The organism is Blautia sp. HCP28S3_G10, assembly GCF_052065235.1.
Taxonomy (GTDB): domain Bacteria; phylum Bacillota; class Clostridia; order Lachnospirales; family Lachnospiraceae; genus Blautia_A.
Map to the genome: position 1 here is coordinate 221,321 of NZ_JBQHUL010000001.1, position 17,205 is coordinate 238,525.

The following is a 17,205-nucleotide window of genomic DNA, read 5'->3' on the forward strand; positions in this document are numbered from 1 at the left end:
TTTACCACAACGTCAGTATACTTGCAAGAAAAAACCCTGCGGAAAACCACAGGGTTTATACTTATTATTGATTTGGATATGTATAAAATTCATGAACGCCATGTCCGAAAAGTCTGGTCAGATTTTTTTCAAACCATTCTATATTTTTCTTTTCAGCGGCAGATTTCTGAATAAAAAACAGTGCACCTTTGGAATAATCAGTTCCTTCAAGAACCTGTCTTACAGCTTCTTTTGTTTCATCTGAAACATTTACCGTATTAATGCTTCCGTCAGCTACCGGTGAAAACTGCGGTACTCCGTTATTATATTCCCAGATCACATCTGTTATATTATCAGGAAACTCAGAATATTTTACTCTGTTCATAATAACATTGGCGACCAGGACTCTTCCTTTCAGATCTTCGGTTCCTGCTTCCGCTTCTACAATTTTCAGAAGATTTTCATAATCTTCGTCAGACATCATTTTTGCTGATGACGACATTGTCATAACCTTGGAATCAAAGGTATCTACAGTTGTTGCCATGGATTCGCTGATATTCATTTCCACAGCATCACTGGTGATCTTCTGAACACGCTGTCCCACAATAACATCTTCGCAGGATGTTCCGATACGATTGACAGTCATTCCGGCAGATGGTGTTCCGCTGACTCCGGATGCCACACCTGCAATTCCTGTCGGCAAATCATAACCGGCATCAGATGTATAGAAAGAACCGCCCTGCAATTCAGACGCAGCATACACCTGTCTCTGCTTTTCGCTGCCCGCGAGCTTAAAACCTCCGGTTACAGTTAATACTGTAATTGCGCATACGCTCAGAGATATAAAACCGCGAAAAGAAGAGTTCCCCTTTCTGTTATTATTCATTTCTCTGTCATGATCATTACCTGCTTTTAAATCAGTTTTCCTCATACTTTAACATTCCTTGCATTTTCATTATGTCTTTTTTTCTTAATTTATTTCTTTTGTAACATTTCTGTAATGCATAGGAAAATTATATTTAATATTGCTCAATATGTCAAGTAAAATTTTCCGAAGCAGATTTTTGTCGGCTAAAACTAAAGTCAGACAAACAGCTGCAATACTGAAATATATCTGTATTATAGCCTGTAACTGAAGATGAGGTCAAACATTTTCGGTCGTAAAAAATCTGTATATTTCGACAGATGAAGACGTTTTATCCTGAGTAACGCAATGCATCAATTGGTTTTTTTCCTGCAGCTTTTCCTGCCGGATACAAACCAAAAAGAACTCCGACTGCTGCTGAAACAAGGAATGAAGTTATATCGAGGATATTGTCGGAAATTCTCGTAAGTATGGAAAAAGGTATGTACCCCTTCAGCATTACTGTACTGCTGTCCTCATCAGAATTAGATTCTGAAAGAATATTTCCATTGCTTACAGAACTGCTGTTGTCTTCCTGCACTACACCTGCTGCAAGAAAAGATTTTCCATTCAGGGCAATTGATTCTCCCGCCACATCTAGCCTGCCAAGCAGCTCAATTGCTGTATCATATGACAGTATGATCACATAAGAATGATTATCCACATCAGCGTTCCTTAAAAATCTTCCGTCCGCAATTTTCAGATTCCCTGTTTTTACTCTACACTCTACACATCAAATGTGTTTTCTTATTGTGTGCTCTGTGAAAGACAAATGAATTATTCTTAATTGAAGCTTAAATTTTCGTCTATTTGTCTAAGGTATTTTGTATACCTGTTTATATTTTGTGGAAAATCATCAATAAATATGTTATTATATATACAAATATAAAAACAACTTCACTGGGAGGAGGAATCTTTATGAGTAAACGTATTATTACGATTAACAGAATGTTTGGAAGCAACGGACGTATTATAGGAAAAGCACTGGCTGATAAAATGGAAATTGGTTTTTATGATAAAGAACTGATTGAAATAGCCGGCAGGAAAAAAAAGATTCCTTACAGTACGCTTGCTGAAGTTGATGAAAAAAAACCAAATGCATGGAATTTTCCGATTGACCATGAAATACAGATCAGTCCGGAACATCGTGTAATGCCCATGAATGATGTCCTCTACGAGCTTCAGCGGGATATTATTCTTTCACTTTCAGACAAAGAAGAATGTGTCATCGTCGGAAGATGTGCAAATCATATTCTCGGAAACAGAGCACTTCGTGTTTTTATTTACGCTCCTTTTGAAACACGGGTAAAGACTATTATGGAACGTCTGGGCAGAGAAGAGAAAAGTGCGCGTAAACTGGTAAAAAGGATGGATAAAGAAAGACGAGCTTATTATGAATTCTTTACAGATGAAAGCTGGCGTGATATGGAACAGTATGATATCTGTATAGACAGCAGTCACTTTTCACAGGATCAGATAGTAAATTTAATTATGGAAGCTGCTGACAGATGACTTGATATTAAACAAGGAGAGGTGTAAACACACCTCTCCCGCTTTTTTATTTTGTGATATATTCTTTAAGAAATTCGTATATCTGCTGTTCTGTTGGGGGACATCCTTCAAGGTGACATTTAAAATTACGGGTACAGTGCCCTACACCAAGTTCTCCTGTCTTGCCCCGATACCCCTGACCAATACAGATCTTTTCCCGCAATTTTTCGAGAAGTCCGTCCTGCTTCAGCATATCGAGTGCAGGAATCAGATATCCATAACATGCACTGCATGAATCTACTGCTTCTACTGCATCAGCAAGTTCTACAACCTTCTGGCGTTTCGGAACATTTACCTGCAGGTTTTCACCACACACACGGATGTCTGCTTTACTGATATCCGAACAGCCGACCCCGAGTCTTTCAGCAAGTCCTACATAAGGTACTTCAGATACATCATAATGCAGCATATCACATACATAAGCATCTACAAGGACAGGATCTACAGCTGTCAGAATTCTATTCATAACGACCGGATTTCCTCCGTCTTCAAAATCAAGATCACCGCATATATTGTCGATCACAATAAAATCCTGGTGAATTCCTGTATTCAGATGAGCAATGGGTTTATGAAGTCCCATTGAATGAAAATGTCTCTTTTCAGAGTTTGGGATAAGTCCTTTCATGTTTTTGAGTGCACAGGTGATCTTGGTCTGGCAGTGTCCTTTGAGGACCGGAACATTAATCAGGAAATCAATGTCTTTTACACTGTCACAAATTTTGAGCTGAAGACCTTTGCAGTCTTTTGAAAAACTTTTATCTTTCTGGGTATCATGAAAAACAACGTCATAATCGTCACAGATCTGCTGATATCCACATACTTTGTATACATCAGAAGTTCTGTCACCCACCCATGATCCTTCCAGAATCATCATATTACGGAATCCGTTTTCTTTCAGGTATTCCAGAATTCCCGCAATGATCTCCGTATGTGTAGTTGCCCCGTTGGAAGGAGCTGAAGCCGATACCATATTCGGTTTGATGCCAATACGGAGACTACGGTCTCCGATCATATCTGCAAGTTCGCTTTCAGCAAGCAATTCTTTTGTCATTTTTTTGTATTCTGTGCCGCTTTTGATAAAAATCTGATTTCTTTTCACAATAATTTATCTCCTAGTCTTATAACTTTGAAAGTAGGAAAAATCAGTATCTGATTTTATGTGTTTCCCCTTTCAGGTATCTGTATTTAATATAATGAAGTAATTTTTCTTCTCCATGATCATTCAGAATCCGGAGCAGGGCTTCCAGTTCCTTTTTGGTCTGTGGATGAATGAACCACAGTTTTTCTTTGCTCTTGAGAAAATATTCAAGAGGCTGACTCTGATTATATGAATCTCCCTGATAATTTTTTGAAGCACTGATTCGATCCATAACCATCTCTGCAACGTATTTGCGCGGCATCTGTGCTCCCATTATCGGCTGTTCGCTATTCAGTGAATAATCTACCCAATGTTCAAAATGATGTTTATTTCTGCCTTTGTGATGGAGCCAGGAGGTTGAAACACCTATATCTTCTCTCTCTGCGTTATTTGGACTTCTTGTCCCCTGATAATATTTACAGCCAACCAGGAATTCTGTCGGTGAATATTTGGACAGATCATGAAGAAGCCCCTGTTTATATAATCCAATTCTGAAACAATATTTCATTACCAGAAGTTTATGCTTTGTGATCGTTTTGAAGTGCAGCCATGGATGCATCCTTCTGTTCCTCCTGTTCTGCAATCAGTACAACTATTGTCCGCGGACTGATCTGTATAGATTTTTTAAACTCTTCTGTTCCTTCCTTGAACCACAGGTCTTCTGCCTGTTCTGATGTATCTGCATATTTTTTCCATACCATATGTTCAGGAAGATTTGGAAGTGCGATGCTTCTGGTTTCCCAGTGAAAATTATATCCAACATAAATAAAATCATCCGGTGAGCCATCTTTTCTGACAGCGTATTCTCCACAATACATCACGCCAAGAAGTCTGCTGGTATTTTCTGTATTAAGATACCAGGCTCTTTCGCCATGGAATGAAATATCAGGAAATCCCTTTGCCATGTAGTCCACGCCCCGCATTTCACTTTTCATATGGAGGATGGGATGTTCTTTTCTGAACGCAATAGCTTTCTTTACAAAAGAAAACAGCAACGGATTCTTTTTCATTGCTTTCCAGTCTGTCCAGCCCGTAGGGTTATCCTGGCACCAAGCGTTATTATTTCCTTCCTGAGAATTACCAAATTCATCACCACTGTAGATCATAGGCGTTCCCTGACTGAGCAAAAGCATGAGAAATGCATTCCTAAGCTGCTGTTCTCTCATTTTACGGACAGCCTGTTTGCGCGTAAAACCTTCTACACCACAGTTCCAGGAGTAATTATAATCACTGCCATCGTGATTACCCTCACCGTTTGCCTCATTATGACGATAATTATAAGAAACTGTATCATAAAGAGTAAACCCATCCTGACTTGCCATATAATTAACTGTTCCGAAATTTCCGACATTTCTTCTGATGTGAAATTCAGCTCCCTGAACCATTCCCTCATCACTTTTAAGAAAACGTCGCATATCCTGCTGGAATCCTGTCTGATATTCGGCGAGCATATTGGAAGAATCCGGATTTCCGGAAATATTCATAAATATTTTCTTTGTTCCATAAAGAATATGATCTTCGTTTATAAGCTGCTGCGGAACACCATCACCTATCAGGTGAAAACCATCTACATGATAAAACATCTTCCAGAACCATATTGCCTGAAGTGCATAAAGAGGTGCTATATCTTCAGGAAAATACATTTCCATTATACATTCGATTCCTGCTTCATGCATGGCTCTGATCATATCACGAAATTCATTTTCAGAGTCTGAAGTTGCACAGTAAGATTTCTTGGGTGCGAAATAGAAACCTGAAACATAGCCCCAGTAATTTACTCTGTCTTCCTGCTGTTTACGGATAATAAATCCGTTTTCATTTGAGGCAGAAGAAATTTCACAGAATTCATAGGCAGGCATAAGTTCAATAACATTAACACCCAGCTCTTTCCAGTACGGAATCATTTCTGTAAGCCCTGCGAATGTCCCTCGTTTTTTATGTGTGATACGTGCCTGTTTTGTGTATCCACGTACATGAACCTTATAAATAACAGCTTCATTATAGGGAATCTGTGGGAGAATATCCCCTTTCCAGTCATATGCTTCACTGTTAAGAAAAGAACAGCGAATCTGATGTTCATCTTCCTGATTAGTCAATACACCAAATTTCTCTCTTCCCATGATTCCATAAGCACATGGATCCTGAACAATTTTTCCGTTAATTCTGAAATTATATTCGAATTTTTTATCATTAAAGTCGTTCAGTAACATGGCACAACGCTTTCCTGTACGCATGGAATTGTCAAATGGAAGTTCTCTGAATGGAACTCCCCCACCTTTCCTATAAAGCACAAGCGCAGCCTTTGCTTCCACCGGCACTTCCAGAGCAAAATTCATCCCTGCAGGAACTCTGTTTGCCCCAAGAATTACAGGATTTCCCTTACAGACAGCAAAACTGACATGTTTATCCATAATAAATATCTCCTTTGCTCTTTGTTAGTCTGTCTTTACAGGCAGTTCCATATCTATTTCCACCGGACAGTGATCAGAGCCCAGAATTTCTGTATGGATTTTGGCATCCTGAAGACAGTCTTTCAGAGAAGCTGAAATCAGAAAATAGTCTATCCTCCATCCTGCATTTTTTTCTCTGGCCTTAAATCTGTAGGACCACCAGGAGTAAATTCCTTCTTTGTCAGGATAAAAATAACGGAAAGTATCAATAAAGCCATTTTCAAGAAGTCTTGAAAAACAGCTTCTTTCTTCATCAGTAAAACCTGCATTTTTACGATTGGTTTTTGGATTTTTCAGATCAATCTCCTTATGAGCCACATTCAGATCTCCGCAACAGATAACAGGTTTCATTTTCTGGAGTTTCAAAAGATAATCAAGGAAATCTTTTTCCCACAGCATCCTGTAATCAAGCCTTTTAAGTTCACTCTGTGAGTTTGGTGTATATACAGTTACAAAATAGAAGTTTGGAAATTCCAGTGTAATTACTCGGCCCTCTTTGTCGTGTTCCTCAATTCCAAGTCCATATAAAACAGAAAGCGGTTCTTCCTTTGTAAAAATTGCAGTTCCCGAATAGCCTCTTCTGTTTGCATAATTCCAGTACTGGTAATATCCCGGCAGATTCAGTTCAACCTGTCCCTGTTGACATTTTGTTTCCTGAACACAGAAAATATCTGCTTCCAGTTCCTGAAATCGCTCTTCAAATCCCTTTGCGATGCATGCTCTGATTCCATTTACATTCCATGAAATAAATTTCATTATTAATCTCCTTCAAATAAATAAATGCATAATTTTATTATACATGATTCTTCTGACAGATAAAACAAATTTTTTTATTTTCTGATTGCCTCTTCTATCTTCTTGTATTTAAGATACAATTCTGATAAAATATTAATATTACTGTTACTGCTGATGAAGCACATAAAACAGGCATATTACTAATTCTAAAGTGAGGAAATAACTATGAGCGATGAATTTATAAGTGCAAAATGTTCTCCCAGCGACTGCGCAACCTGTGGGGAAAATTGCAGCGGATCTTCCGTCAACGAGCACAACACGATTACTCTTACTCTGGAAGATGACACAGAGGTAGAATGTGCAATCCTGACAGTATTCCCAGTAGATGAGAAGGAATATATGGCTCTTCTTCCGCTGGACGAAAACGGTCAGAATCAGGCTGGTGAAGTTTATCTTTATTCTTTTGCCCGTACCGAAAAAGGCGATCCTATTTTAAGCAATATTGAAAGCGATGATGAATATGCTAAGGCAGCCCAGGCATTTGATATTGTTCTTGATAATGCACGTAAAGCTGAGGCAGCCGGTGAGCCACTGGAATAATATATAATTAGTCATTGTTACACAAGAAAACGGAGCAGTTAGTTTACAAATAAACTGACTGCTCCGTTTTAAATGTCAAAGTATGCAAGAGAAGCTGCCAGTGGCAGGTTCTCTGTATTTTATTTTGTAGTACTTCCAAATCCGCCATTACGTATTCCGTCAGCACTGTCATCCACAGTTATACCATATTCAACAAAAATCCCCTGCATAAAACCTGTACCTGCTGGAATTTCTACAGTTTTTCCCTCGTTACTGTCATTTGTGATCTTTGCAAAGATATGCCCCTCATTATCAGAATAGAAATAATCACTGTCAATGATACCTACTGTATTATTCAACTGAAGACGATATTTAAACCCCAGTCCACTGCGTGGATAACATTTTAAAACCCAGTCCTGCTCCATTTCCACACGGATACCCGTAGGAATTTTAGCTGCTTCACCAGGTTTTAGAACGACATCTACAGGGCTGAAAAAGTCATATCCGGCACTTCCTGAAGTTGCCCGTACCGGAAGTTTGATTCTATTGTAAATAGTCCTGATATCAGATTCTGAAGTTCCAGGAAAATTGTCAATCCAGTCTTCTGTGAAACGTGTTTCACTTACTTTATGAAATTTTGCTATTCTTCTCAAAATTTTCCTCCTGTATATCTGTTTTCAGATATATAGTTAACTGGCATGTAATATGATCCTGCCTTCTCTGAGTGTTGCAGGAACATCGATAACACGCTGATTTGATGATCCTTTCCATTTCAGGCTGATATCCTTCTGTTCCACCACGAATTCTCCATCTACGCATACATCAAGGTAGCGTATGATCTCTTCATGGCTGATTTCTTCCCATACAGAACCTGTATAAAGCCAGATTGTTTTGTCCGGATATTTCTCACGGATTTTCTTTGCAAGTCGTGTAACAGCTGAAATATTGGAAGGATGAAGAGGATCTCCTCCTGAAAAAGTAATTCCGCTTATATAATCTTTTTCAAGCTCTGTAAAAATCTCATTTTTCTCTTTTTCTGTGAACGGAAGGCCTCCATTAGGATCCCAGGTAACAGGATTCTGGCATTCCCGGCAGCAATGATTGCAGCCGGCAACCCAGAGAACAACTCTCAGGCCATCACCATTGAGCATGTCATCCTTTGTTATATTGTGATATCTCATAATTTTTATGCTTCTTTCGGTACATCCTTCATGCTGAAGCTGATTCTGCCCATTTTATCCTTTCCAAGGCAGATAACTTTAACTTTGTCACCAAGTGTGAGAACATCTTCAACATGATTGATTCTGTGATCACTGATCTTGGAAATGTGTACCATTCCCTCTTTTCCAGGTGCAAATTCTACGAATGCTCCAAATTCCTTAATGCTTACAACAGTACCTTCAAAGATCTGTCCTGCTTCAAAATCAGTAGCAATCGTTCTGATCATTTTTGAAGCTTCATCCATTGCATGCTGATCTACACCACAGATGGATACTGCACCTTCGTCTGTAATATCAATCTGAACACCTGTACGCTCGATGATTGCATTTATAGTCTTTCCTCTCTGGCCTACAACATCACCAATTTTCTGAGGATCGATCTGGATCTGAATGATTTTCGGTGCGTATTTGTTTACATGCTCACGAGGCTGTGCAATACATTTTTCCATAACTTCTGAAAGAATATACTCTCTCGCTTCTTTTGTTCTGCGAATAGCTTCTTCAACAATATTTCTTGTAAGACCATGAATCTTGATATCCATCTGGATAGCTGTGATACCATCATGTGTACCTGCCACCTTAAAGTCCATATCTCCGAAAAAGTCTTCCAGACCCTGAATATCAGTCAGAACAATATAGTCATCATCTGTTGCACCTGTTACCAGACCACAGGAAATACCTGCAACCGGTTTATGAATAGGTACACCAGCCGCCATCAGAGACATGGTAGATGCACAGATACTTGCCTGAGATGTGGAACCGTTGGACTCAAATGTTTCAGAAACAGTACGAATTGCATATGGGAACTCTTCTACTGACGGAAGAACCGGAACAAGAGCTCTTTCTGCCAGCGCACCATGTCCGATTTCTCGACGTCCCGGTCCTCTGGATGGTTTTGTCTCTCCAACAGAATAGGATGGGAAATTGTAGTGATGCATATATCTCTTGGAAGTTTCAAACTCATCAAGTCCGTCAATTCTCTGTGCTTCGGAAAGAGGTGCAAGAGTTGTAACTGTACAAATCTGTGTCTGTCCACGTGTGAACATTGCAGAACCATGAACTCTCGGAATGATATCTACTTCTGCTGCCAGCGGACGAATCTGTGTGATCTGACGTCCGTCAGGACGTTTGTGATCTTTCAGGATCATTTTACGTACAGTCTTTTTCTGATACTGATAAACTGCTTCTCCAAGCACAGCCAGCCATTCCTCATTATCTGCAAATGCAGCCTGAAGTTTTTCAGTGATCTCACGGATGTTTGCCTCTCTTGTCTGTTTGTCATCACTGAATACAGCAACTTCCATTTCTTCCGGAGGTACGATTTTACGAATCGCATCAAAAAGTTCTTCCGGAACTGCACAGGAAGCGTAAAGATGTTTTTCTTTACCACATTCTGCAACGATTTTATCAATAAAACGAATAATCTCCTGGTTTACATCATGAGCTTTATAAATAGCCTCAATCATGGTATCTTCCGGAATCTCATTTGCTCCGGCTTCGATCATGATAACTTTTTCTCTTGTAGATGCAACAGTCAGCTGAAGATCAGAAAGTTCTTTCTGTGCCAGAGACGGGTTAATAATAAATTCTCCGTCAATCATACCAATCTGTGTTGTTGCACACGGTCCGTCAAACGGAATATCAGAAATGCAGGTTGCAATAGAAGAACCAAGCATTGCCGGGATCTCCGGATTACATTCAGGATCTACAGACATTACCATGTTTACAAGTGTAACATCATTTCTGTAATCCTTAGGAAACAATGGACGCATTGGACGGTCAATTACACGTGAAGTAAGGATCGCATGTTCACTTGCTTTTCCTTCTCTTTTGTTAAATCCACCTGGAATCTTGCCTACTGCATACATTTTTTCTTCATATTCAACACTGAGCGGAAAGAAATCGATTCCTTCTCTTGGTTCTTTGGATGCTGTTGCTGTAGAAAGCACAGTTGTATCACCATAATGCATAAGAGCAGCGCCATTTGCCTGTTTAGCCACACGACCAATATCTACAGTCAGTGTTCTTCCGGCTAATTCCATAGAATAACTTTTGTACATATTCTTTCTCCTTTTTATAAATTAACATGATCAGAAGCCCGAAACAACTGAAAAAACCATTCTCTCCGAATGGGCTTTTCAGTAGTCTCGGATATAACTTCTGTCTGTCTTTAACTTAAAAACGGGGCGGATGGTGATCCGCCCCTTCCGCATACTAATTATTTTCTTAAACCTAATTTTTCAATCAGTGCACGGTATCTTTCGATGTCAGTTTTCTTCAGGTATGCCAGAAGTCCACGTCTCTGTCCAACCATCTTCAGCAGACCACGTCTGGAATGATGATCTTTGTGATGTGTCTGTAAATGCTCTGTAAGTTCCTGAATTCTTGCTGTAAGAACTGCAACCTGTACTTCCGGTGAACCTGTATCACCCTCGCATCTTGCATATTCTTTCATGATTGCCTGTTTTTTTTCTTTTGAAATCATTGTGATTTCCTCCTTAAATATTATTATTAATGAACCGCCGCACATTAGGAAACGGTTGGAGATTCCAATTTCTGAATGTGGGCTGAATTACACCTCAAATAGTATAGCATAAAACAATTCCTGTGTAAACAGCTTATTTTATTTTTTAAATATCCTTCCGGGCTTCTTCAATATCCTTTTGAATCTGCTGCTTCAGAGCTTCAAATGATGAAAACTTATGTTCTGGGCGGAGAAATCTGTGGAAGTTTACCACGCATTCTTTTCCATAGAGATTTTCATCACATGCAAACAGAAATGTTTCAACACCGAGGAAATTTTCCCCCACAGTTGGTTTATAACCTACATTTGTAATTCCCCTGAATGCTTTTTTTTCAAATATTGAAGTAGTTACATAAACACCGTTTGGCGGCATCAGCTTCTTAGCAGAAGGAATCAGATTCGTTGTCGGAAAAAAATTTTTATGTCCAAGCCCCCTGCCATGCTCTACTGTACCGGTCACAAAAAAATCTCTTCCCAGAAGCTCCGAGACTTTTTTCATGTTTCCTCTGTTCAGTTCTTCTCTGATAAAAGTACTGCTTATCTTACGGTTTCCATTCATTTCTTTCGGGATAACTCTTGCTTCATAGGAATATTTTCTGCCATATTCTTCAAGAAGTTCAGGAGTTCCCTTTCGTTCAAAACCGAAGCGATAGTCTTCACCAACCACCACACAGGCTGCACGAAGATCTCCCACCAGTATCTGACGTATAAACTGTTCTGCCTTTATATGCCTTAACTTTTCATCCAGCGGACATTCCAACAGAATATCGACACCCATCTCAGAAAGTATTTTTTTTCTTTCTTCTTTCGTGAAGATGGATTTTTTACCGGAAGCAAAGGCAAGGACTACAGCCGGTGTATTATTTTCTTTTTTGTATTGTAATATTTCTTCTATCAGTTTTCTGTGTCCGCGGTGAATCCCGTCAAACTTTCCAAGTGTAACCGCACAACTGGACAGATCAGGAAACTGACCATTGATTTCCACATATTCCATATGTCACTCCTGCATACCAAAAAGTATGCTGCTGTCCGTATTCTTTCATTTTTAAAGAAACATTTTTACAGGCTGATATATGTTTCGGCCCGAATTCCACTGATATATTCCAACAAAAATTCCCTCGCTGTTACACATCCGTATCCAGCCTTTCCTGTGCTGTTCTTTTATAACAGTAGGCGGCAGACCGTTTCCATTCAAAAGAAGACGGTCACCATATCTGTCACAGCATATACGTGGATAATCTTTCAGCACTTCCTCTATGGAAATCACAGAACCTTCGATAGTCCCTTCACTCATTTTTTCACTGACCTGATCCAGTGTAAGGCTCTCTTCCAATGTAAAATTCCCCGATCTGGTTCTAAGAAGATCTTCCATACAACCACCGCATCCAAGACGATTACCAATATCATTGCAGAGTGTACGAATATAAGTTCCTTTGCTGCAGGTGACAGAAAAACGTACAAGCGGAAGACAGATTTCCTTTATTTCGATGGAATGGAAAAATACAGTTCGTGCCTTACGCTCAACAGTTTTGCCTTCTCTGGCAAGTTCATAAAGTTTTCTGCCATCAACTTTGATGGCTGAATACATAGGTGGTATCTGCTGCTGTTCTCCCAGAAAAGATTTTATGACACTACGTACCTCATCTTCTGTCACATCTACCGGACTCTCTTTCATGGTTTTTCCCGTCATATCCTGCGTATCTGTTACAATTCCCAGATGAAGTAAAGCTTCATATGTTTTTTCTTTTTCTGTAAGAAGATCCACAAGTCTGGTTGCTTTTCCCAGAACTACAGGCAAAACTCCCTCTGCCTGGGGATCAAGAGTACCCGTATGACCGATTTTTTTCATATGAAGAATACCTCTCAGTTTTGCCACAACATCATGAGAGGTATAATCCTTTTCTTTTTTTATTACAAGAACACCATCTAACATTGCTTAGGTTCCTCACAGAACTGTTTTTCAATTTCAGCAGTAATATTATTGATCACATCGTACATGGATCCCTGAAGATCGCAGCCTGCAGCCCGTGTATGTCCTCCACCGCCGAAAAATACAGCAATCTGACTTACATCGATTTTTCCATTGGAACGAAGCGATACTTTAAATGTCTGAGTTTCTGTCTCATAGAGGAAAATAGCCACTTCCACTCCTCTGGTCAGTCTCAGCTGACTGACAATACCATCAAGATCAGAACCTTCAACACCATAAAAATCCATATCTTTTCTGCGAAGATATCCAACAATACATTTACCATTCTGAAGAAGAATGCTTTCTGCAAGGACACGCCCCATTACCTGGTTCTGAAGATATGTTTTCTGATAAAAGGATTCATCAATAATTTTGTTGAAAGGAATTCCTGTTTTCATCAGTTCACCGGCAATACGCATAGTCTCCGGTGAAGTTGATGAATACTGGAACACGCCGGTATCATGAATCATTCCTGTATATATGGCTGTTGCAATAGGAAGTGTAACTTTCTGTGGGTCAAGAATTCCGTAAAGAACCTCACAGCAGGAACTTATCTCTCCTTGTATATGATTCTCATCAGCAAAACCAGGATTGCTGATATGATGATCAATACATACTGTCCTGGAAGCTTTTTCAAACAGATCTCCTGCGAGTGCAATTCTGTCTCTTGCGCTGACATCGCAGGTAATAAAAAGATCATATCTGATATCTTCTTTTATTTCTGTCTTAATATCATCTATCCTGTCAATATGTCCGAATATCGGCTTTGGATTATCCAGATATACGTCCACATCAATTTCAGGAAAGTAGGTTCTGATATAAAGATACAGAGCCATACAGGAACCGACACAGTCACCATCTGGTCTGATATGCCCGCCGATTCCCACAGTTTTCACATTTTCCAGTACCTCTGCAATATTTTTCATGACTACCTCTCTTACTTTGTAACTCTTTTTACAAAACTGAATAAAAAGTTACCTTACTCTTCCTCCGGTTTCCTGTTAGAAGCGTCTTTTCTGGCCACATCATCAATAAGCTTTGACATATTAACACCATATTCAATGGATTCATCCAGAATAAAACGAATTTCCGGTGTATTTCTGAGATTCAGATTTCGTGCAAGTTCACGTCTGATATAACCCTCAGCGCGGGAAAGCCCTGCAATAGTGGCTTCCTTTGCTTCGCGGTTTCCAAGCACACTGATATATGCCTTACATGTTTTTAAGTCAGGAGCTACTTCTACAGCCATAACCGAAGTCATTGGGTGAATACGTGGATCTTTGATCTCATTACGGATAATAGTACTCAGTTCTTTCTGAACTTCACCATTGATCCTTGTATTCTTAATGCTGTTTTTTCTCATTTATAATTCTCTCCTATCTCGGAACTTCAACCATGATATAGGCTTCTACGCGGTCTTCTTCTTTAAGGTCATTAAATCCGTCAAATACAAGACCACATTCATATCCTGCCTTGACTTCCTTAACATCATCTTTGAAACGTTTCAGAGATGCAAGTTCACCTTCAAAGATCTGCTCGCCTTCTCGTGTAATACGTACTTTACAGTTTCTCTGGAACATACCATCCAGAACATAACTTCCGGCAATGGTTCCTACTCCGGATGCTTTAAACAGCTGACGCACCTCCGCATGTCCGATCACTTTCTCTTCGTAAACAGGATCAAGCATTCCCTTCATGGCAGCTTCCACATCTTCAATTGCCTGATAAATGACTTTGTAGAGTCTGAGATCAACGCCTTCCTGATCAGCAAGCTGTTTTGCCATTGCATCAGGGCGGACATTAAATCCGATAATAATGGCATTGGAAGTTGCTGCAAGAGAAACATCAGATTCATTAACAGCACCAACGCCACCATGAATTACACGTACAATAACTTCATCATTAGAGAGTTTTGTGAGACTCTGTTTAACAGCCTCTACAGAACCCTGAACATCTGCTTTGACAATGATCGGCAGTTCTTTGAGATCACTTGCCTGAATCTGATCAAACAGATTATCAAGAGAAAGTTTGCCTTTCGTTTCTTCAAGAAGATGTTTCTTATTTTCTGTAACAAAGGTTGCAGCAAAGTTTTTGGCATCTTTGTCACTTGGGAATGCCATAAGAATCTCACCGGCATTAGGAACATCGCCAAGACCAAGAATTTCTACAGGTGTGGACGGACCGGCCTCTTTTACTCTTCTTCCACGGTCATCCATCATTGCACGTACTTTACCGCTGCATGCACCGGCTGCAATAAAGTCACCTACATGAAGTGTACCTTTCTGAACAAGTATTGTAGCAACAGGGCCTTTGCCTTTATCCAGCTGAGCCTCAATAACAAGACCTCTGGCAGCTCTGTTCGGATTTGCCTTCAGTTCAAGAACTTCTGCAGAAAGCAGTATCATTTCAAGCAGTGTATCAATACCTTCTCCTGTATGAGCGGAAACCGGTACAAAGATAGTACTTCCACCCCAGTCTTCCGGAATAAGTTCATATTCAGAAAGTTCCTGTTTAACTCGTTCAACATTTGCACTTGGTTTATCGATCTTATTGATTGCAACAATAATTTCAACTCCGGCAGCTTTTGCATGGCTGATAGCTTCCACGGTCTGAGGCATAACACCATCATCAGCAGCTACAACAAGTACGGCAATGTCAGTAGAATTTGCACCACGCATACGCATAGCTGTAAATGCTTCATGTCCGGGTGTATCAAGGAATGTAATCTTCTGACCGTTAATTTCAACAACAGAAGCACCTATATGCTGTGTAATACCACCTGCTTCACCTCTTGTTACATGTGTATCACGGATTGCATCGAGAAGAGATGTTTTACCATGGTCAACGTGTCCCATAACACATACAACCGGCGGTCTGGAAACCATAGTAGACTCATCTTCCTCTTCTTCTTTAAGAAGTTCACCGATAACGTCTACTTTTTCTTCTGGTTCTGCAATAATATCATAATCAAGAGCAATTTCCTGAGCTTTTTCGAAATCAATTTCATGGTTTACTGTAACCATGGTTCCTTCAAGGAAAAGTTTCTTAACAATAACGGACGGTTGCATTTTCATTGCTTCTGCCAGTTCACGGATTGTCATTTTTTCCGGAAGTGTAATTTCTTTCACTTCAGGTTTCTTTTCTTCCTGTTTAGGTTGAGGAGTAGGTTTCTGAAGAGCTTTCGGAATTCTGGAAAGATTCTTTCTGCCGCCCTGGTTTGGTCTGTTATGTCCTGCACCTGAGGATTTATCAAAATCTTTCTTTTTGTTCTTATTCTCTCTGTCACGCTCTCTTTTGCTGTCTTTGGATGTTTTGGTCAGTTCCGGAGTAAATACTGTATCATCATTTCTTCTGTTTCCCGGACGCTGTCCCCCACGATTACCGGCAAAACGATTATCATTCCTGCCGTCAGGTCTTCCCTGACCGCCCTGCGGACGTCCCTGACCCTGTGGTCTGTTCTGACCCTGGCCTCTCATTGGTCTGTTGCCGCCTTCGCCCTGGCGCTGTCCCCCACGATTACCGGCAAAACGGTTATCGCTTCTGCCATCAGGTCTTCCCTGGCCGCTCTGCGGACGTCCCTGACCCTGTGGTCTGTCATAATTATTTCTTCTGTCTCCTCCACGGAAATCACGGTTTCTGTTGTCTCCTCGATTATCCTGACGACCGTCTCTGTTAAATTCTCTGTTCTGGGTCTGACGGTTCTGATTCTGATAACGGTTATTATTTCCGTTTCCGTTCTGTTCCTGCCGCTGAGGTCTTGCCTGAGACTGAACTGCCGGTTTAACTTCCGGTGTTTTCATTTCAGCTGGTTTTTTTGCAGGTTCCTGAATTGCCGGTTTTGCCTCAGCAACAGGTTTCTTTGCAGGAGCCGGTTCCTGTGTGACTGCTTTCTTTACAGGTTCGGCTACAGGTTTTCTGGTTGCTTCAGAAGTTGCTGTCTGCGGCTTCTGAGGAGCTTTTGCAGCCGGTTTTTTATCTGCTGCAGGACGTTTCGGTCTGTTTTTACCACCGTCACTGGCATTCTGTGCATGATATACACGAATAATATTTTTTTTCTTTTTAGGAGCCTCCGTTTTTTCTGCGTCTGGCTTTGCTGTTACCATCTTTTCATCTTTATCCACCTTGGTAATCTGCTCCTTTCCCTTTTGTAATGTAT

The 17,205-nt window shown here is 40.2% G+C and carries 17 protein-coding genes; 2 read left to right on the top strand and 15 right to left on the bottom strand.

Annotated features, from left to right (window positions below; genetic code table 11):
• Positions 1-64: 64 nt before the first annotated feature.
• Both ACTNB8_RS01045 and ACTNB8_RS01050 read right to left on the bottom strand, forming a co-directional pair.
• The gene (locus ACTNB8_RS01045; protein ID WP_441051523.1) at positions 65-910 is read right to left on the bottom strand and encodes a cell wall hydrolase; all 846 of its coding nucleotides are present in this window, start codon (positions 908-910) and stop codon (positions 65-67) included.
• A gap of 265 nt (positions 911-1,175) precedes the next feature.
• Positions 1,176-1,586: an ABC transporter permease gene (locus ACTNB8_RS01050; RefSeq protein ID WP_441051590.1), complete on the bottom strand. Its 411-nt coding sequence runs from the start codon at positions 1,584-1,586 to the stop codon at positions 1,176-1,178.
• A 215-nt stretch (positions 1,587-1,801) separates the two neighbouring features.
• Here ACTNB8_RS01050 and ACTNB8_RS01055 point away from each other — a divergent pair, with 215 nt between their 5' ends.
• On the top strand, positions 1,802-2,395 hold the full coding sequence (locus ACTNB8_RS01055; RefSeq protein WP_441051525.1) for an AAA family ATPase: 594 nt from the start codon (positions 1,802-1,804) through the stop codon (positions 2,393-2,395).
• Positions 2,396-2,441: 46 nt separating this feature from the next.
• Here ACTNB8_RS01055 and ACTNB8_RS01060 read toward each other — a convergent pair whose 3' ends face one another.
• From ACTNB8_RS01060 to ACTNB8_RS01075, 4 genes are read right to left on the bottom strand one after another with little or no spacing between them, the layout of a single operon-like run.
• Positions 2,442-3,533 carry a DUF362 domain-containing protein gene (locus ACTNB8_RS01060; protein WP_441051527.1) on the bottom strand — a complete coding sequence of 364 codons (1,092 nt, stop codon included), beginning with the start codon at positions 3,531-3,533 and terminating at the stop codon, positions 2,442-2,444.
• Positions 3,534-3,576: 43 nt separating this feature from the next.
• Entirely contained in the window at positions 3,577-4,131 is a 555-nt protein-coding gene (locus tag ACTNB8_RS01065; RefSeq protein WP_441051528.1) for a DUF5662 family protein, read from the bottom strand.
• Entirely contained in the window at positions 4,091-5,983 is a 1,893-nt protein-coding gene (locus tag ACTNB8_RS01070) for a Type II secretory pathway, pullulanase PulA and related glycosidase (RefSeq protein WP_441051530.1), read from the bottom strand. The genes ACTNB8_RS01065 and ACTNB8_RS01070 overlap by 41 nt, the downstream gene beginning before the upstream one ends.
• 24 nt (positions 5,984-6,007) lie before the next feature.
• Entirely contained in the window at positions 6,008-6,778 is a 771-nt protein-coding gene (locus ACTNB8_RS01075; protein WP_441051533.1) for an exodeoxyribonuclease III, read from the bottom strand.
• Between the two features lie 204 nt (positions 6,779-6,982).
• On the opposite strand from ACTNB8_RS01075, the gene ACTNB8_RS01080 reads away from it, so the two are divergent.
• Positions 6,983-7,357 carry a DUF1292 domain-containing protein gene (locus tag ACTNB8_RS01080; protein WP_441051536.1) on the top strand — a complete coding sequence of 125 codons (375 nt, stop codon included), beginning with the start codon at positions 6,983-6,985 and terminating at the stop codon, positions 7,355-7,357.
• A gap of 119 nt (positions 7,358-7,476) precedes the next feature.
• Here ACTNB8_RS01080 and ACTNB8_RS01085 read toward each other — a convergent pair whose 3' ends face one another.
• The 9 genes from ACTNB8_RS01085 to infB all read right to left on the bottom strand — a co-directional run bounded on the left by ACTNB8_RS01085 (position 7,477) and on the right by infB (position 17,152).
• Complete coding sequence (locus tag ACTNB8_RS01085; RefSeq protein ID WP_441051538.1) at positions 7,477-7,989, bottom strand: deoxyuridine 5'-triphosphate nucleotidohydrolase; 513 nt, start codon at positions 7,987-7,989, stop codon at positions 7,477-7,479.
• Between the two features lie 36 nt (positions 7,990-8,025).
• Positions 8,026-8,517: an anaerobic ribonucleoside-triphosphate reductase activating protein gene (gene nrdG / locus ACTNB8_RS01090; RefSeq protein WP_441051540.1), complete on the bottom strand. Its 492-nt coding sequence runs from the start codon at positions 8,515-8,517 to the stop codon at positions 8,026-8,028.
• Between the two features lie 5 nt (positions 8,518-8,522).
• Positions 8,523-10,616 carry a polyribonucleotide nucleotidyltransferase gene (locus tag ACTNB8_RS01095; protein ID WP_296155595.1) on the bottom strand — a complete coding sequence of 698 codons (2,094 nt, stop codon included), beginning with the start codon at positions 10,614-10,616 and terminating at the stop codon, positions 8,523-8,525.
• A 158-nt stretch (positions 10,617-10,774) separates the two neighbouring features.
• A complete protein-coding gene (rpsO, locus tag ACTNB8_RS01100; protein ID WP_015542977.1) occupies positions 10,775-11,041 on the bottom strand; it encodes a 30S ribosomal protein S15 in 267 nt (88 codons plus the stop codon).
• Positions 11,042-11,186: 145 nt separating this feature from the next.
• Positions 11,187-12,074 (bottom strand): bifunctional riboflavin kinase/FAD synthetase, encoded by an 888-nt coding sequence (locus ACTNB8_RS01105; protein WP_441051544.1) that lies wholly within the window; start codon positions 12,072-12,074, stop codon positions 11,187-11,189.
• A 51-nt stretch (positions 12,075-12,125) separates the two neighbouring features.
• Positions 12,126-13,013: a tRNA pseudouridine(55) synthase TruB gene (gene truB / locus ACTNB8_RS01110; protein WP_441051546.1), complete on the bottom strand. Its 888-nt coding sequence runs from the start codon at positions 13,011-13,013 to the stop codon at positions 12,126-12,128.
• Complete coding sequence (locus ACTNB8_RS01115; protein WP_441051548.1) at positions 13,007-13,975, bottom strand: DHH family phosphoesterase; 969 nt, start codon at positions 13,973-13,975, stop codon at positions 13,007-13,009. Before ACTNB8_RS01115 ends, truB begins: the two co-directional genes overlap by 7 nt.
• Before the next feature lie 53 nt (positions 13,976-14,028).
• Positions 14,029-14,412, bottom strand: a complete 384-nt coding sequence (gene rbfA, locus ACTNB8_RS01120) for a 30S ribosome-binding factor RbfA (RefSeq protein ID WP_296155588.1) — start codon at positions 14,410-14,412, stop codon at positions 14,029-14,031.
• Positions 14,413-14,425: 13 nt separating this feature from the next.
• Positions 14,426-17,152 (bottom strand): translation initiation factor IF-2, encoded by a 2,727-nt coding sequence (gene infB / locus ACTNB8_RS01125; RefSeq protein ID WP_441051593.1) that lies wholly within the window; start codon positions 17,150-17,152, stop codon positions 14,426-14,428.
• Between the last annotated feature and the right edge of the window lie 53 nt (positions 17,153-17,205).

Coding starts and splice junctions, on each gene's coding strand:
- ACTNB8_RS01045 (WP_441051523.1), bottom strand. CDS start 910: ATGAGGAAAACTGATTTAAAAGCAGGTAATGATCATGACAGAGAAATG.
- ACTNB8_RS01055 (WP_441051525.1), top strand. CDS start 1,802: ATGAGTAAACGTATTATTACGATTAACAGAATGTTTGGAAGCAACGGA.
- ACTNB8_RS01065 (WP_441051528.1), bottom strand. CDS start 4,131: ATGCATCCATGGCTGCACTTCAAAACGATCACAAAGCATAAACTTCTG.
- ACTNB8_RS01070 (WP_441051530.1), bottom strand. CDS start 5,983: ATGGATAAACATGTCAGTTTTGCTGTCTGTAAGGGAAATCCTGTAATT.
- ACTNB8_RS01075 (WP_441051533.1), bottom strand. CDS start 6,778: ATGAAATTTATTTCATGGAATGTAAATGGAATCAGAGCATGCATCGCA.
- ACTNB8_RS01080 (WP_441051536.1), top strand. CDS start 6,983: ATGAGCGATGAATTTATAAGTGCAAAATGTTCTCCCAGCGACTGCGCA.
- nrdG (WP_441051540.1), bottom strand. CDS start 8,517: ATGAGATATCACAATATAACAAAGGATGACATGCTCAATGGTGATGGC.
- ACTNB8_RS01095 (WP_296155595.1), bottom strand. CDS start 10,616: ATGTACAAAAGTTATTCTATGGAATTAGCCGGAAGAACACTGACTGTA.
- rpsO (WP_015542977.1), bottom strand. CDS start 11,041: ATGATTTCAAAAGAAAAAAAACAGGCAATCATGAAAGAATATGCAAGA.
- ACTNB8_RS01105 (WP_441051544.1), bottom strand. CDS start 12,074: ATGGAATATGTGGAAATCAATGGTCAGTTTCCTGATCTGTCCAGTTGT.
- truB (WP_441051546.1), bottom strand. CDS start 13,013: ATGTTAGATGGTGTTCTTGTAATAAAAAAAGAAAAGGATTATACCTCT.
- ACTNB8_RS01115 (WP_441051548.1), bottom strand. CDS start 13,975: ATGAAAAATATTGCAGAGGTACTGGAAAATGTGAAAACTGTGGGAATC.
- rbfA (WP_296155588.1), bottom strand. CDS start 14,412: ATGAGAAAAAACAGCATTAAGAATACAAGGATCAATGGTGAAGTTCAG.
- infB (WP_441051593.1), bottom strand. CDS start 17,152: ATGGTAACAGCAAAGCCAGACGCAGAAAAAACGGAGGCTCCTAAAAAG.